This window comes from Allorhizobium sonneratiae (assembly GCF_023700755.1).
In the GTDB taxonomy this organism is placed as follows: domain Bacteria; phylum Pseudomonadota; class Alphaproteobacteria; order Rhizobiales; family Rhizobiaceae; genus Allorhizobium; species Allorhizobium sonneratiae.
Map to the genome: position 1 here is coordinate 76,027 of NZ_JAMKOJ010000011.1, position 15,481 is coordinate 91,507.

Consider the following 15,481-nt stretch of genomic DNA (forward strand, 5'->3'; position numbering starts at 1 on the left):
AGCATGACCAAGGGGATCATCTGCCTTGCCGCCGGGGGCACCGGCGGCCATCTTTTCCCGGCCGAAGCGCTGGCGCATGAGCTGAAAGCACGCGGCTACAGTGTGCATCTGATCACTGACAGCCGGGCGGAGCGCTATGCCGGCCAGTTCCCGGCCGATCAGGTGCATGTCGTGCCGTCAGCCACAATCGGCTCGAAAAATCCCCTGGCCGTTCTGCGGTCTCTGTTGACACTCTGGCGCGGCTATCGCAAGGCCAAGGCGCTGCTTGCCAGTCTTAAGCCGAAAGCCGTTGTCGGCTTTGGTGGCTATCCCACCCTGCCGCCGCTGATTGCGGCGTGCCATATGGGCCTTGCCACCATGATCCATGAGCAGAATGCAGTCATGGGCCGGGCGAACAAGCTGCTTGCCTCAAGGGTCAAGGCGATTGCCGGCGGTTTTCTCAAGAAGGAGGGGCCGTTTGCCGACAAGATTACAGTGACCGGCAATCCGGTTCGGCCTGCCGTGCTGCAAGCGGCTGAGGCGGGGTATACGGCTTCCGCTGCGGGCGATCCTTTCCGGCTTGTGGTGTTTGGTGGCAGTCAGGGCGCGAAACATTTTTCCAGCGTGGTGCCGAGTGCCATCTGCCTTTTGGACGATGATCTGCGGGCAAGGCTGACCGTGACCCAGCAGGCCCGGCCCGAAGATCTTGATCAGGTCAAGGCCTGTTACGGCAAGCTCAAGATTTCTGCCGATGTTTCGCCCTTCTTTTCCGACATGGCCGAGCGTATCGGTGCGGCGCAGATGGTGATCAGCCGGTCGGGCGCATCGACCGTCTCCGAGCTTTCGGTGATCGGACGTCCCGCCATTCTGGTTCCCTATCCTTTCGCGCTCGACCATGATCAGGCCGCCAATGCCGAGGCCATGTCGGCGGAAGGTGGTGGCGTGGTGATCAATCAGGCGGCGCTGACGCCGGAGGCTTTGAGCGCCAAGCTGAAAGCCTGGATGAGTGCGCCGGACAAGTTGGCCGCCATGGCCAATGCGGCAAAGAAGGCGGGTCATCCGGATGCCGCCCGCTTGCTTGCCGACAAGGTTGAGGCTATTTCCAGATAAGACAAATGTTCTGCTTCGTCCGATCTGCTGGCGGTGTCGTGGCGGGCAGCTATCCGGTTGACAAGGTGAGGCCGGATGTTTTTACAAGGAATTGTTGTGTCGGGGCTTGTTTTATCGCTTGATTATGGCGGATAGGCTGCCCCGGTGGCGGGTTTGTGAAGGGAATGACGAAATGAAAATGCCGCAAACCATTGGCCTGGTCCATTTCATCGGGATCGGCGGCATCGGCATGAGCGGCATTGCCGAGGTTCTGCACAATCTCGGCTATAAGGTGCAGGGCTCGGATCAGGCAGACAGCGCCAATGTGCAGCGTCTGCGCGCCAAGGGCATCGAGGTCTTTGTCGGCCACACACCCGACAATCTGGGCGATGCAGAAGTGGTGGTGGTGTCCACCGCCATCAAGAAGAACAATCCGGAACTGGTGGCGGCGCGCGAAAAACTGCTGCCGGTGGTGCGCCGCGCCGAAATGCTGGCCGAACTGATGCGCTTCCGCAATGCGATTGCCATCGGCGGCACCCATGGCAAGACGACCACCACCTCCATGGTGGCGGCGCTGCTTGAGGCAGGCTCGCTCGATCCGACGGTGATCAATGGCGGTATCATCAATGCCTATGGCACCAATGCCCGCATGGGCGAGGGTGAGTGGATGGTGGTCGAGGCCGACGAATCGGACGGTACCTTCCTGAAACTGCCTGCCGACGTGGCGATCGTTACCAATATCGATCCCGAACATCTCGATCATTACGGCAGTTTCGATGCCGTGCGTCTCGCCTTCCGGCAGTTTGTCGAAAATGTTCCCTTTTACGGCTTTGGCGTCATGTGCATCGATCACCCTGAGGTGCAGGCACTGGTCGGTCGCATCGAAGACCGTAAAGTCGTGACCTATGGTGAAAACCCGCAGGCCGATGTGCGCTTCTCCAATGTGCGCCTGAACGGTACGCAGTCGGTTTTCGATGTGGAAATCCGCCGCCGCCGCACCGGGCGCGTGTTCAATTTCAAGGATCTGACGCTGCCCATGCCGGGCCGTCACAATATCTCCAATGCCTGCGCCGCCATTGCCGTTGCCAACCGGCTTGGCATTTCCGAAGAGGCGATCCGCAAGGGGCTTTCGTCGTTCAGCGGTGTCAAACGGCGGTTCACCCTGACCGGAAGCTGGAACGGCGTGCAGGTGTTCGACGATTACGGCCATCATCCGGTGGAAATCAAGGCGGTGCTGAAGGCGGCGCGCGAGGCCTGCGCCGGGCGCATCATCGCCGTGCACCAGCCGCACCGCTATTCGCGGCTGTCCAGCCTGTTCGATGATTTCGCCAATTGCTTCAACGATGCCGACAGTATTCTGATTGCCCCGGTCTATGCGGCGGGGGAAGACCCGGTTGATGGCTATGACTCGGAGGCACTGGTATCGCGGATCAAATCCAGCGGTCACCGCGATGCCCGTTATCTCGCCTCGCCCGATCTTTTGCCTGGTCTTGTCTCAGGCATTGCACAACCGGGTGACTTTGTGGTCCTCTTGGGGGCTGGAAACATAACACAATGGGCAGCCTCCCTGCCCAGAGAATTGCAAGCACTTTCAGGAAGTGATCGATGAAACAGGTGGACGGGGAAAAGCTGGTTGCGCGTCTTGGCGCGGGCGTGGATGCATTGCGGGGCCGGTTGACGCCGAATGCGCCGATGGACAGGGTCACCTGGTTTCAGGCGGGCGGTCTGGCCGAGGTGATGTTTCAGCCGCATGACAAGGACGATCTTGTTGCCTTCCTCAAGCTTTTGCCGGAGGATGTACCGCTGACCGTCGTTGGTGTCGGCTCGAACCTGCTGGTGCGTGATGGCGGCATTCCGGGTGCGGTGATCCGCCTGTCCGCCAAGGGTTTTGGCGGTCTCGATCTCGAAGGCGAAAACCGGATTCGCGCTGGCGCCATCTGCCCGGACAAGCATATCGCCGCCATGGCGATGGACAATAATATCGGCGGTTTTGCCTTTTATTACGGCATTCCGGGCTCGATCGGCGGCGCAATCCGCATGAATGCCGGTGCCAATGGCGGTGAAACGGCGGCTCGGCTCGTCGAGGTCGAAGCGGTTGACCGGCAGGGCAATGTCCATATCCTGTCGAAAGCGGATATGGGATACAGCTATCGTCATTCCTCCGCACCGGAAGGGTTGATTTTCATCAGCGGCCTCTTCGAGGGCTATGCCGATGAAAAGGCGAAGATCCGCAGCGAAATGGATGCCGTGCGCCAGCATCGTGAAACGGTGCAGCCGGTCAAGGAAAAGACCGGCGGCTCAACCTTCAAGAACCCGCAGGGCCATTCCGCCTGGGAACTGATTGATGAGGCCGGTGGCCGTGGTTTGATGATTGGCGGGGCACAGATGTCGTCGCTGCATTGCAATTTCATGATCAATGCAGGGCACGCCACCGCCTATGATCTCGAATATCTCGGCGAAACCGTGCGCCAGCTCGTGTTTGAAAAGTCCGGCGTCAAGCTGGAATGGGAAATCAAGCGTCTTGGCCTGTTCATGCCCGGCCGCGAGGTCCAGCCCTTCATGGGTGTGACCGGAGAATAACGCGCTTCTTTATCGATGACAGCGCCGTGCGTTTTATAAAACGCACGGCGCTGTCAATCTCACCCGATTGAAGGAATGATGCAGTAAAAACGCCGCCAGTGGAATCACTTGGCGGCGTTTTTTGTTGTTCAAATCTGGTTGAGCCGTGTGAATTCTGCGCCCGAAAAGCCGGGCGCAGCAAGATCAAACTTCTTCTTTGCCAGACGCCAGAATGCAGACCAGCGTGATCACGGCGGCAAGGCCAAGATAAAATCCGACGTAAGCAATGCCGTAATTGGTTTGCAGCCATGTGGCGATATAGGGCGCAAGCGAGGCCCCGACGATGCCGGCGAAGTTGAAGGTCAGCGAGGCGCCGGTATAGCGCACATTGGTCGGGAAAGGTGCGGCAAGGGCAGCCCCGATCAGCGCATAGGTCATGCCCATCAGCGCCATCGCGCCCGACGCGAAGATGGCAACCCCTATCTCGCCGCCAGACAGCAGATGCGGCAGCAGGAAGGAGAAAAGCGCAATCGCTGCGGTGATGATGATCAGCGATAAGCGGCGACCGACCCGGTCACCGATCTTGCCGGTGATCGGAATGAAGATGCCGAAGACGACAGCGCTGACGATCTGGATTTCCAGAGCGTCGAGGAACGGCATTTTCAGCACCTTGACGTTATAGGACAGAAGCCAGGCCGTACTGATGTAGAACAGCACGAAGGTGACGAGCGCCACGAAGGTGCCGAGAAACAGGCTGCGCTTGTAGCGGCTGAAAATTTCCGCCACCGGCACGGCGACCCGCTCCTGTGCTTCCAGCGCCTTTTTGAAGGCAGGCGTTTCCGAAATGGAAAACCGCACCCACAAGCCGATGACGATCAGAATGCTGGAGGCAAGGAACGGCACGCGCCAGCCCCAGGAGATCAGCGCATCCTTGGACATGAATTGCAGCAGCAGCCAGAACAGGCCCGACGACAGGAAAAGACCAACCGGCGCGCCAAGCTGTGGGAACATGGCATACCAGTTGCGCTTGCCCTCCGGCGCATTTTCCGTGGCCAGCAGCACCGCACCGCCCCATTCGCCGCCAAGACCGAAACCCTGACCGAAACGGCACAGCGCCAACAGCAGCGGCGCCATGACACCAATCTGGCTGTAGCTCGGCAGAAGGCCGATCACGACGGTGGAAATGCCCATGGTCAAAAGGGCTGCCACCAGCGTAACCTTGCGACCGACGCGGTCGCCGAAATGGCCGAACACCACAGCGCCCATCGGACGGGCGAAAAAGGCGATGGAAAAGGTGGCAAAGGAGGCCAGAAGCGCCGTCATCGGGTCACTGTTGGGGAAAAACAGTGCCGGGAAGATCAGCACGGCGGCTGTGGCGTAAACATAGAAATCGAAGAATTCGATGGTGGTGCCGACCAGGCTGGCCGTCAGAACACGTGCCGGCGAATTGACTGCGGCAGGCGCTGACGGGCCAAGGGACGGCGATACATCAGGCATCGCATTTGTCATCACAGGACCCAATTTTGAGGAATGTGTCTTTTCCGTGGAAAATTAGCGATGTCCTCTAAAGCAATAACCGGGATTGTTAAAGCCCTCTTAACGCAATTTTATAACGGTGAGGGTTGGCTGATGCACGATGGGGGCGAAAATTCTGGCGGAGGTTAACCAAAGTAAACGGTTCATTAACCTTAATGCTCTTTTATCACTCCATGTTAGGCAGTCCGCGCGAATCGTGCCGCAAGGCAAGGGCAAGCTGATCTGTCTGTTTGGTGTCTGTGGGTGCGTAAATGGCGAAAAAGCATGTTGCCGTTCTGCTGGGTGGATTTTCTTCGGAGAGGCCTGTCAGCCTGTCTTCGGGAAACGCCTGTGCGGCGGCGCTGGAAGAGGCTGGCTATCGGGTGACGCGGGTGGATGTGTCGCGCAATCTTGCCGGCGTTCTGGCTGAGCTTCGCCCGGATGTCGCCTTCAATGCGCTGCATGGCCCTTTTGGTGAGGATGGCACGGTTCAGGGTATTCTCGAATATCTGGAAATTCCCTATACCCATTCCGGCGTTCTGGCTTCTGCTCTCGCCATGGATAAGGCGCAGGCGAAGATTGTTGCTGCCGCTGCTGGCATTCCGGTTGCTGCCGGTTTCGCCATGTCCCGTTTCGAGATCGGCAATCGACATCCGATCGAGCCGCCTTATGTGGTCAAGCCGCTGCGGGAGGGGTCGAGCTTCGGCATCGTCATCGTGCGCGAAGGGCAGTCGCATCCGCCGCAGATCATCGGTTCGGCCGACTGGCGCTATGGCGATACTGTCATGGTGGAAAAATACGTTGCCGGGCGCGAGTTGACCTGCGGCGTGATGAACGGCAAGGCGCTTGGCGTCACTGAAATCATCGCCAAGGCCGGGAGTTTCTACGATTACGATTCAAAATATGCTGCAGGCGGGTCCGAGCATATTATTCCGGCACAGATTTCACCAAATATTTACCAAAAAATACAAGACTTGGCGGTCAGGGCCCATGAAGCGATGGGGTGCCGAGGGGTGAGTCGCTCCGATTTTCGTTTCGACGACCGCATTTCCGAGGATGGTGAGCTGATCTGGCTGGAGATCAATACGCAACCGGGCATGACGCCGACATCGCTGGTGCCGGAAATGGCCGCTCACGCAGGAATTTCCTTCGGTGAGCTTGTCAGCTTTATGGTGGAGGAAGCCTCGTGCACGCGTTGAGCGCCAGAAAATCGAGAGTTCTGCGTCCGGTTTCGGGCGGCGTGAGCCGTCTCGAGGATGGCGCCCTGGTGCTGCCGCGCTCCGGTCGCCGCCTGCTGCGGTTTGCCGTTGCGCTTTGCACCGGCAAGGTGGAGCTGCCGCGTCATATCGGCAAGCTGTCTTTCCTGGCCTATTGCGCCTTTGTTGGTGGTCATGCGATCGCGTGGGGCGGCTATTGGCCGAATGTCAAGGAATATGTCACGACCACGGCCGGTTTCGCGCTCGACAATGTCAAGCTCTCCGGCAATGTGCATACCTCCGAGATCGATGTGCTGCAGGCGCTGAACCTTGATGGTGTCACGTCTCTTGTCTCGCTGAATGTCGATGCGGCGCAAAAGAAGATCGAGGCTCTGCCCTGGGTGGAGAAGGTTGAAGTTCGCAAGGTTTATCCGCACACGATCAATGTGATGATCAAGGAGCGTCAGGCCTATGGCATCTGGCAGCATGGCGATGAACTGTCGCTGATCGAAGCCGATGGAACGGTGATTGCGCCTCTGCGTGACAGCAAGTTTGCCACGCTGCCGCTGTTTGTCGGTCGCGATGCGGAAACGGCGGCGCAGGATATCGAGAAGGATTTCGCCCCCTGGCCTGAATTCAAGGACCGGATCAAGGCGTTCGTACGGGTCGGTAGTCGTCGCTGGGATGTCTATCTCAAGAATGGTGTGGTGGTGAAACTGCCGGAAGACAATGTTGAAACGGCGCTGGCGCGTCTGAAGCGGATGGAGAGCGATCAGCAATTGCTGGAGCGCGATATTGCCGCTGTCGATCTGCGCCTGCCGGACCGTATGGCGATACAGTTGACGCCGGAGGCGCTGGCGCGCCGGCAAAAAGCGGTCGCTGCCCGCACCAAGGCTCTCGCCAAGGCGGTGAAGGAGGATGTGATATGAGCGTCTTCGGTTCCGCCGGTCTGCCGCGTATGAGGCCCCTGTCGCATAAACGCAGCCATGTCGTCTCCGTACTCGATATCGGCTCGACCAAGATCGTCTGCATGATCGGACGGCTGACGCCGCGTCGCGAAACGGACGTGCTTCCGGGCCGCACCCATAATGTCGAGATCATTGGCATCGGCCATCAGCGTTCGCGCGGCATCAAATCCGGCGTGATCACCGATGTCGAGGCGGTGGAGAGCGTGGTGCGTCTGGCGGTTGATGCCGCCGAGCGCATGGCGGGGCTGACTGTCGACAGCCTGATCGTCAATGTTTCGGCTGGCCGGATCAATTCCGATGTCTATACCGGGTCGATCGATCTCGGCGGACAGGAAGTGCAGGGCGGTGATCTGCGCCGGGTGATTGCGGCCGCCGGCCAGCAGTCCCAGCGCAGCGAAAGGGTGCTGTTGCATTCGCTGGCCACCGGTTATGCACTGGATGGAGAGCGCGGCATTCGCGATCCGCTCGGCATGTATGGCGATCAGTTGAGCGTCGACATGCATGTGGTGACGGCAGAGCGCCCTGCGCTGAAAAATCTGGAAATGTGCATCAATCGCGCGCATCTGACGGTGGAGGCGCTGGTTGCCACTCCTTACGCCAGCGGTCTGGCCGCTCTGGTGGATGATGAGGTCGAGCTGGGCTGCGCAGCTATCGACATGGGCGGCGGCACGACGACGATTTCGGTTTTCGCTGAGGGCAAGCTTATTCATACCGATGCCATCGGCATCGGCGGTCATCATGTGACCACCGACCTTGCGCGCGGCCTGTCCACCCGCATCGAAGATGCCGAACGGCTGAAAGTGGTGCATGGATCGGCCTTTTCCGACGGGTCGGATGAGCGTGACGTTGTGGCAATTCCGCCGATTGGCGAGGATGATCGCGATTTGCCGACGCAAGTGCCACGTTCCCTGCTGACGCGAATCATTCAAGCGCGTATTGAAGAGACTCTGGAGATGATTCGGGACCGTATCCGTGCGTCTGGCTTCAGCCCTGTGGTTGGCAAGCGCGTGGTGCTGACCGGCGGTGCCAGCCAGCTGACCGGGTTGCCGGAAGTGGCGCGGCGGATGCTGGCCCGAAATGTCAGGATCGGACGCCCCATGGGGGTTTCCGGCCTGCCTGTTGCGGCCAAGGGGCCTGCCTTCTCTACGGCTGCCGGATTGATGATTTATCCGCAGGTCGCCGATCAGGAGATCGCCGTGAGCCAGGGGAAACTGTTTTCCTTCGGCTCCGGAAACAGCCGCATGATGCGCATGGGACAATGGTTGAAAGAGAGTTTTTGACGAACGGGCACCGGGCGATCACTGAAGGATTCGTCAGTGCCGCGAACGCAACAGAACATGGCCGGCTTGGCGATGCGGCCGGGGAAAGAAGGAACAGGTAAATGACCATCAATCTGAGCAAGCCAGACATCACCGAGCTGAAGCCGCGCATCACCGTTTTCGGCGTTGGCGGCGGTGGCGGCAATGCCGTCAACAACATGATCACCGCAGGCCTCCAGGGTGTCGAATTCGTCGTCGCCAACACGGATGCCCAGGCGCTGACCATGGCCAAGGCTGACCGCATCATCCAGCTCGGAGCCAATATCACCGAGGGTCTGGGCGCAGGCTCGCAGCCGGAAGTCGGACGCGCCGCCGCCGAGGAATGCATCGACGAGATCGTCGATCATCTGAACGGCACACATATGTGCTTTGTCACCGCCGGCATGGGCGGCGGCACCGGCACGGGCGCGGCACCGGTCGTGGCCCAGGCAGCCCGCAACAAGGGCATTCTGACTGTCGGCGTCGTCACCAAGCCTTTCCATTTCGAAGGCGGTCGCCGCATGCGTCTGGCCGAAGCTGGCATCGAGCAGTTGCAGAAGTCGGTGGATACGCTGATCGTCATTCCGAACCAGAACCTGTTCCGGATCGCCAATGACAAGACCACCTTCGCCGACGCTTTCGCCATGGCCGACCAGGTGCTCTATTCGGGTGTTGCCTGCATCACCGACCTGATGGTCAAGGAAGGTCTGATCAATCTCGACTTCGCCGACGTCCGCTCTGTCATGCGTGAAATGGGTCGTGCGATGATGGGTACCGGCGAGGCTTCGGGTCCGGGCCGCGCCATGCAGGCCGCAGAAGCTGCGATTGCCAACCCGCTGCTCGACGAAACCTCGATGAAGGGTGCGCAGGGCCTGTTGATCTCCATCACCGGCGGTCGTGACCTGACGCTCTTTGAAGTGGACGAAGCCGCAACCCGTATCCGCGAGGAAGTCGATCCGGACGCCAACATCATCCTCGGCGCAACCTTCGACGAAGCGCTGGAAGGCCTGATCCGCGTGTCGGTCGTCGCCACCGGCATCGACCGCGCTGCCCATGCGCTGGAAGCCCGTGGTGCAGAGATGCGTACGATGTCGAAGCCGCTCGTGCGTCCGTCTGCTGCCGTCGCGCCGGCTGCCGCTCCGGTTTCTGCACCTCAGCCGCAGCCTGCCGCCGCTGTTGCCCAGCCGCAGCCTGCACCGGCTGCCGCTCCGGTTGCGCCGCGCCCTGTGATCGATCCGGTTGCTGAGCAGATCCGCAACGCTGAAGCCGAAATGGAACGCGAACTGGAAATCGCCGTTGCCCGCCACGCCGCCATGGCTCAGCAGGCTGCCGCATCGGCCCAGCCTGCTGCAGCACCGGCTCCGGTTGCAACGGAAGATTTCCGTCCGCAGAGCAAGCTGTTTTCCTCCATGCCATCGGCTGAACAGCCTGCGCCGCGCGTTGCACCGCGTCAGGAACCGGTCACGCCGGTTCTGCGTCAGCCTGAACAGACCCGGATGCCGCGCGTCGAAGACTTCCCGCCGGTGGTCAAGGCCGAGATGGAACATCGCACACAGCCTGCTGCTGCCCAGCAGGCCGCCGATGAGCGTGGACCGATGGGGCTTCTGCGTCGCCTGACCTCCTCACTCGGTCGCCAGGAAGACCAGCCCGCCGACATGACCGCTCAGGCTCCGGCCGCACCGTCTGCTCAGCGTCGTCCGATGTCGCCGGAGGCAAGCCTTTATGCGCCGCGCCGGGGCAATCTCGACGATCAGGGCCGTCAGGTGCCGCAGGCGCGCAGCATGGCTCATGATGACGACCAGCTCGAAATTCCGGCCTTCCTGCGCCGCCAATCGAACTGATCGGTTTCAGTCTATCGCGTTAACCATTCCCCGGGCCGCAAGGTCCGGGGAATCTGTTCAAAACGATTGTAATAAATGCGGTGCTGTCCACAGTTTTCTTGAATTTTTTCAAGTGTATGGCTTCGTAACAATCGGAAAGAAACATTGATTTGGATTGTCGGCGTTCAAACCGTATATCCCTTACAACAAATGATATGTGCGGCTTGCGCGACAAGACAGTTGAGTCTGAAAGACGCGCCGCTCCGGCCCTCGGGACCGGTCTGTAAGGGAAAGGACGACGCGACCATGGCAATCGGCTTGTTGAGCTTCCAGACGACAATTGCTCAACCTGTGACCCTGAAGGGGATCGGCGTTCATTCCGGCCAGCCGGTGACGATGAGCTTCCTGCCGTCCGAAGCCGATAGCGGCATTGTTTTCCAGCGCCAGCATAAGGATGGAACCGTCACGGAACTGAAGGCGGTGTCTTCGCAGGTTGGCAATACCGATCTCAGCACCGTTCTCGGCTTCTCGCCCGCTCACTGGGTGGCAACCGTCGAGCATGTGATGGCGGCGATCTATTCGCTTGGTCTCGATAATCTGACTGTTGAGGTCGACGGTCCTGAAACCCCTGTCATGGATGGTTCGTCCGCCGTTTATATTGATGCGATCGAACAGGCCGGCATCGTCAATCTTGGCGTGAAGCGTCGCTATATCCGTGTGCTGAAGCCGGTTCGGATCGAGCATGGCGCTTCCTGGGCCGAGTTCAGGCCCTATGACGGCACCCGCTTTGCTGTGGAAATCGATTTCGACTGCCCGCTGATCGGTCGACAGTCCTGGGAAGGCGATCTGACGCCGGAAACCTTCAAGACGGAATTGTCGCGCGCCCGCACCTTCGGCTTCATGCGCGATGTCGAGCGGCTCTGGGCTGCCGGTCTGGCGCTGGGCTCCTCGCTGGAAAATTCGGTGGTCATTTCCGATAATGATACGGTGGTGAATGTCGAAGGCCTGCGCTATGTGGATGAGTTCGTGCGCCACAAGACGCTGGATGCCGTGGGCGATCTGGCGCTGGCCGGGGCGCAGTTCATCGGCAGCTACCGGTCCTATCGCGGTGGTCACAAGGTCAATGCCATGGCGCTGAAGGCGCTGCTCTCGGACCCGATGGCCTATGAAGTGGTGGAAGCCCCCGGCGCGCGCAAGGCGCAGGCCCGGGCACGGGAATTCGTCGCCGTCAATGTGCCAGGCTTCGCGCCCTGGTCGGCATGAGGACATATGTTTAAAACGGCGCTCCAAGGCGCCGTTTTTATTTTATTTTGCCTTTTCTTTGTTCGATTGATGGCCTGCTGTTCAACGGTCGTAACACATCGTTTCAGTCGTTTTTTCTTTTCAGTGTTGTCTATGGCGCGGGAAACCGTCAATGCGCTGGTGATGGGTGTCGTTCAGGCCGGGATCGCCATACGTGAACATCTTTCTAGAGTGAAGATCGATCATCTGGTGCTGGAGCGGGCGCGGATCGCTGAAAGCTGGTGCACACAAAGATGAGACAGTCTGGTGACCAATGGTCCGGCCCTGCTTTTCCTGGAGATTCGCAGTGTTTCGTCGGCAGGGCGGATGTTGCGACCTATTTCGAATCTTCTGCCGGAATGATCCATGCGCCTATACTCTGCGGCGTCGTTGTGTTGTCGGTGTCAGGTGTTTCCGGTTGTCGGCTGTTTCATGAAAAGACCTCACAGGCGCACCTTGAGGTTGGGAGGGTCGTGGTGGCAGCCGGTCTCTTTCAAAAGCCGGTGGTGCTGGCGCATGACCTCTCATCAACCGGCATCAAGCCGATGTATTCCAGCGCCTATCGCAATCCTGAAACCCTGCGGAAAGGGGTGGTGCTGGCCGTGGGGGGCTCCGGTGTCCAGATTGCCGATGAGAGCAATTGCTCCGGTCGCTGTGCCTTTTTTCAAGAGCGACGGATTGATTCTGTTTTGGCGCCATTCTTTCGGGGCTGATTCTTTAGGGCAGGTGTGGTGATGTCCGCTAGTGGATTGAATTTGACATTTGATGCGCATTTGCGGCGCCCTCTGAGATCAAATGTCAAATTCTTAAAAATCTAATAGAAACATATAGATAGATAGTGGTCTTTATGATCATAACATTTGCACTCAACGGTGCAGCAATCGGTGGCAAATGTTATGATCAGACCACTAGATTGGGCTCAAACTTTGCGGTGGTTTATAAAAATGGCTTTTTCCTGAAGGCTTCGCCACAAAAATGCGTTAAATCATCAGCATTGCGTTGTCCTGATCTTGGCTTTATGGCTAAAACGCCTACAACAGGCGATGACCTCATAGCGCCGCTGAAACCGGGAACTGTCGTATGCGTGATGTGAATTCTTCCATGCTCTCTCGAACAACACGGGCGCTTGCCGTTTGTCTTGCCCTGACGGCAACGGCGGGTCTCGTTTCGGCCTGTAGCACCGATAAGGATATCGACATCACCAAGCTGAAAGCGGAAACCGATCCGCCTCAGCAGCTTTATGATCAGGGTCTCGCCAATATCAAGGCGGGTCATATGGCGGAGGCTGCGCGCAAGTTCGATGCGGTCGATCGGGAAAATCCCTTCTCCGACTGGTCGCAGAAGGCGCTGGTAATGAGCACCTTCGTCAAATATCGCATGGGCAGCTATACCGACGCAATCGCTACCGGCAATCGCTATATGGCGCTTTATCCGGAAAGCAAGGATGCCGCTTACGTGCAGTATCTGATCGGTCTCTCCGACTGGCGTCAGATTCCGTCGGTGACACAAGATCAGACCTTCTCCACCCGCACCATTGATGCGATGACCAAGGTGGTGAAGAATTACCCGAATTCCGAATATGTCTCGGATGCGCAGGCGAAGATCCGCTTTGCCCGCGACCAGCTGGCCGGCAAGGAGATGCAGGTTGGCCGCTATTATCTGGAGCGCAAGGAATATCTGGCCGCCATCCAGCGTTTCCGCACTGTTGTCGAGCAATATTCCAACACCAATCAGATCGAAGAGGCGCTGGCCCGTCTGGTTGAGGCCTATTATGCACTTGGCGTCGTGTCCGAAGCCCAGACGGCGGCTGCTGTGCTTGGTCACAACTACCCCGACAGCAAATGGTATGCCGACAGCTACAAGCTCCTGAAAAGCAAGGGCGTTGCGCCGCAGGAAAATACCGAATCCTGGATTTCCAAGGCGGGCAAGAAACTGCTTCTCGGCAGCAATTCGTAAGCGATGCGGCAACAGCCCGGTCTTGTTGAAGAGATGTGAACCCCATGCTGGTCCAGCTTTCGATCCGTGACATTGTCTTGATCGAGCGGCTTGACCTTGGCTTTTCCGCTGGCCTGTCGGTTCTGACGGGCGAGACCGGGGCCGGCAAGTCGATCCTGCTCGACAGTCTGTCGCTGGCGCTTGGTGGGCGCGGCGATGGCGGTCTTGTGCGCCATGGCGAGGACAAGGGGCAGGTGACGGCCGTGTTTGATGTGCCGCTTCACCATCCTGCCCGGGCGCTGCTGAAGGAAAACGGCGTCGATGACGATGGCGACCTGATTTTCCGCCGGGTTCAGTCCGCCGATGGCCGCACCCGCGCCTATGTCAACGACCAGCCGGTCAGCGTGCAGCTGATGCGTCAGGCCGGTCAGCATCTCGTCGAAATTCACGGACAGCATGATGATCGCGCTCTGGTTGATACGGCGGCCCATCGGCTGTTGCTCGATGCCTTTGCCGGCTTGAGCGATGAGGCCATGGCGCTTGGCGAGCTTTACCGGCGCTGGCGCGAGGCCGAACGGTCTTTCAAGACGCACAAGGCCAAGGTTGAGGCTGCCGCGCGCGAGGCCGATTATCTGCGCGCCTGTGTTGAGGAGCTGGAAGCGCTTCAGCCCGCCGATGGCGAGGAGGAGGATCTGGCCGAACGCCGCGCCCGGATGCAGAAGGCCGAGCGCATTGCCGGAGACATTGCCGAAGCGTCGGAATTCCTCAACGGTCAGGCAAGCCCCGTGCCGATGATCGCCTCGCTGATGCGGCGGCTGGAACGCAAAAGCGGTGAAGCGCCGGGCCTGCTTGAAGACACGGTCACCTTGCTCGGCACCGCGCTCGATACGCTCTCCAGCGCCCAGATGGAGGTGGAAGCCGCACTGCGCCGCACAGAATTCGATCCGCGCGAACTGGAGCGGGTGGAAGAGCGGTTGTTTGCGCTGCGCGCCGCCAGCCGCAAATATGCTGTTGCCGTTGCTGATCTTCCGGCACTTGCGGTCAAGATGATCGCCGATCTGGCAGATCTCGATGCTGGTGAGGAAAAGCTCGGGCGACTGGAAAAGGCGGTTCAAGAGACAAAGGCGCTTTACGATGCCGCAGCCCGGTCGCTGTCGGCCAAACGCCTTCAGGCCGCAACGGCGCTGGCCGAGGCGGTGATGGCGGAACTGCCGGCGCTGAAGCTGGAGCGCGCCCGCTTCATGGTCGAGGTGACGAGCGATGCGAGCAATGCCAGCGCCGACGGCATCGATCTTGTCGAATTTCATGTGCAGACCAATCCGGGCACAAGGCCGGGACCGATCATGAAAGTGGCCTCCGGCGGGGAATTGTCTCGCTTTCTGCTGGCGCTGAAGGTCGCGCTGGCCGATCGCGGTTCGGCCCCGACGCTGGTATTCGATGAAATCGACACGGGTGTCGGTGGCGCGGTGGCCGATGCCATTGGCCAGCGGTTGAAGCGGCTGTCGGAACGGGTGCAGGTTCTCTCCGTCACCCATGCGCCGCAGGTGGCGGCGCGGGCGGCAACCCATCTTTTGATTTCCAAAGGGCCTGCCGAAAAGGCGGCGGACAAGATTGCCACCCGCGTTGCCGAAATCGGCCCCGACCATCGCCGCGAGGAAATCGCCCGCATGCTGGCTGGTGCCTCCGTGACGGATGAGGCGCGGGCGGCGGCAGCGAAACTTCTGGCTGGCCATTGATCTTTTGCCGCATCCTCCCAATCTTGATGAGTGTCAACGGGATGAGGGTGGATGGTAAAAGCTGTTTTCAAGACAATAGGGTGTTTTGCGGGTGTGAATGACGGT

General features: G+C 59.4%; 14 protein-coding genes. 13 read left to right on the plus strand and 1 reads right to left on the minus strand.

Annotation, left to right across the window (positions count from 1 at the left end):
• Positions 1-3: 3 nt before the first annotated feature.
• The 3 genes from murG to murB all read left to right on the plus strand — a co-directional run bounded on the left by murG (position 4) and on the right by murB (position 3,648).
• Entirely contained in the window at positions 4-1,089 is a 1,086-nt protein-coding gene (gene murG / locus NAC44_RS18015) for an undecaprenyldiphospho-muramoylpentapeptide beta-N-acetylglucosaminyltransferase (RefSeq protein ID WP_250942947.1), read from the plus strand.
• Positions 1,090-1,261: 172 nt separating this feature from the next.
• Positions 1,262-2,677, plus strand: a complete 1,416-nt coding sequence (gene murC / locus NAC44_RS18020) for a UDP-N-acetylmuramate--L-alanine ligase (protein ID WP_250942948.1) — start codon at positions 1,262-1,264, stop codon at positions 2,675-2,677.
• Complete coding sequence (gene murB, locus NAC44_RS18025; RefSeq protein WP_250942949.1) at positions 2,674-3,648, plus strand: UDP-N-acetylmuramate dehydrogenase; 975 nt, start codon at positions 2,674-2,676, stop codon at positions 3,646-3,648. The genes murC and murB overlap by 4 nt, the downstream gene beginning before the upstream one ends.
• A 183-nt stretch (positions 3,649-3,831) precedes the next feature.
• Here the strand turns inward: murB and NAC44_RS18030 are convergent, their stop codons facing one another.
• Entirely contained in the window at positions 3,832-5,136 is a 1,305-nt protein-coding gene (locus NAC44_RS18030; RefSeq protein WP_250942950.1) for an MFS transporter, read from the minus strand.
• 278 nt (positions 5,137-5,414) lie between these two features.
• Between NAC44_RS18030 and NAC44_RS18035 the strand changes: the two genes are divergently transcribed.
• The 10 genes from NAC44_RS18035 to recN all read left to right on the plus strand — a co-directional run bounded on the left by NAC44_RS18035 (position 5,415) and on the right by recN (position 15,376).
• Positions 5,415-6,341: a D-alanine--D-alanine ligase gene (locus tag NAC44_RS18035; protein ID WP_250942951.1), complete on the plus strand. Its 927-nt coding sequence runs from the start codon at positions 5,415-5,417 to the stop codon at positions 6,339-6,341.
• Positions 6,329-7,267, plus strand: a complete 939-nt coding sequence (locus NAC44_RS18040) for a cell division protein FtsQ/DivIB (RefSeq protein WP_250942952.1) — start codon at positions 6,329-6,331, stop codon at positions 7,265-7,267. The genes NAC44_RS18035 and NAC44_RS18040 overlap by 13 nt, the downstream gene beginning before the upstream one ends.
• On the plus strand, positions 7,264-8,586 hold the full coding sequence (gene ftsA, locus NAC44_RS18045; RefSeq protein WP_250942953.1) for a cell division protein FtsA: 1,323 nt from the start codon (positions 7,264-7,266) through the stop codon (positions 8,584-8,586). Before NAC44_RS18040 ends, ftsA begins: the two co-directional genes overlap by 4 nt.
• Before the next feature lie 101 nt (positions 8,587-8,687).
• A complete protein-coding gene (gene ftsZ / locus NAC44_RS18050; RefSeq protein WP_250942954.1) occupies positions 8,688-10,445 on the plus strand; it encodes a cell division protein FtsZ in 1,758 nt (585 codons plus the stop codon).
• Positions 10,446-10,730: 285 nt separating this feature from the next.
• Positions 10,731-11,687: a UDP-3-O-acyl-N-acetylglucosamine deacetylase gene (gene lpxC / locus NAC44_RS18055; protein WP_250942955.1), complete on the plus strand. Its 957-nt coding sequence runs from the start codon at positions 10,731-10,733 to the stop codon at positions 11,685-11,687.
• Between the two features lie 6 nt (positions 11,688-11,693).
• Positions 11,694-11,963, plus strand: coding sequence for a hypothetical protein (locus tag NAC44_RS18060; RefSeq protein ID WP_250942956.1), 270 nt, complete (start codon positions 11,694-11,696; stop codon positions 11,961-11,963).
• Positions 11,964-12,181: 218 nt separating this feature from the next.
• Entirely contained in the window at positions 12,182-12,418 is a 237-nt protein-coding gene (locus NAC44_RS18065; RefSeq protein WP_250942957.1) for a hypothetical protein, read from the plus strand.
• Positions 12,419-12,552: 134 nt separating this feature from the next.
• On the plus strand, positions 12,553-12,798 hold the full coding sequence (locus NAC44_RS18070) for a hypothetical protein (RefSeq protein WP_250942958.1): 246 nt from the start codon (positions 12,553-12,555) through the stop codon (positions 12,796-12,798).
• Entirely contained in the window at positions 12,786-13,661 is an 876-nt protein-coding gene (locus NAC44_RS18075; RefSeq protein ID WP_420839975.1) for an outer membrane protein assembly factor BamD, read from the plus strand. Before NAC44_RS18070 ends, NAC44_RS18075 begins: the two co-directional genes overlap by 13 nt.
• A 44-nt stretch (positions 13,662-13,705) precedes the next feature.
• Positions 13,706-15,376: a DNA repair protein RecN gene (gene recN / locus NAC44_RS18080; RefSeq protein WP_250942959.1), complete on the plus strand. Its 1,671-nt coding sequence runs from the start codon at positions 13,706-13,708 to the stop codon at positions 15,374-15,376.
• Positions 15,377-15,481 lie beyond the last annotated feature (105 nt).

Excerpts from the sequence above, each read along its gene's own strand:
- recN (WP_250942959.1), top strand. The coding sequence starts at position 13,706 with ATGCTGGTCCAGCTTTCGATCCGTGACATTGTCTTGATCGAGCGGCTT.
- murB (WP_250942949.1), top strand. The coding sequence starts at position 2,674 with ATGAAACAGGTGGACGGGGAAAAGCTGGTTGCGCGTCTTGGCGCGGGC.
- NAC44_RS18060 (WP_250942956.1), top strand. The coding sequence starts at position 11,694 with ATGTTTAAAACGGCGCTCCAAGGCGCCGTTTTTATTTTATTTTGCCTT.
- NAC44_RS18075 (WP_420839975.1), top strand. The coding sequence starts at position 12,786 with ATGCGTGATGTGAATTCTTCCATGCTCTCTCGAACAACACGGGCGCTT.
- NAC44_RS18070 (WP_250942958.1), top strand. The coding sequence starts at position 12,553 with ATGATCATAACATTTGCACTCAACGGTGCAGCAATCGGTGGCAAATGT.
- NAC44_RS18030 (WP_250942950.1), bottom strand. The coding sequence starts at position 5,136 with ATGACAAATGCGATGCCTGATGTATCGCCGTCCCTTGGCCCGTCAGCG.
- ftsA (WP_250942953.1), top strand. The coding sequence starts at position 7,264 with ATGAGCGTCTTCGGTTCCGCCGGTCTGCCGCGTATGAGGCCCCTGTCG.
- murC (WP_250942948.1), top strand. The coding sequence starts at position 1,262 with ATGAAAATGCCGCAAACCATTGGCCTGGTCCATTTCATCGGGATCGGC.
- NAC44_RS18035 (WP_250942951.1), top strand. The coding sequence starts at position 5,415 with ATGGCGAAAAAGCATGTTGCCGTTCTGCTGGGTGGATTTTCTTCGGAG.
- ftsZ (WP_250942954.1), top strand. The coding sequence starts at position 8,688 with ATGACCATCAATCTGAGCAAGCCAGACATCACCGAGCTGAAGCCGCGC.
- murG (WP_250942947.1), top strand. The coding sequence starts at position 4 with ATGACCAAGGGGATCATCTGCCTTGCCGCCGGGGGCACCGGCGGCCAT.
- lpxC (WP_250942955.1), top strand. The coding sequence starts at position 10,731 with ATGGCAATCGGCTTGTTGAGCTTCCAGACGACAATTGCTCAACCTGTG.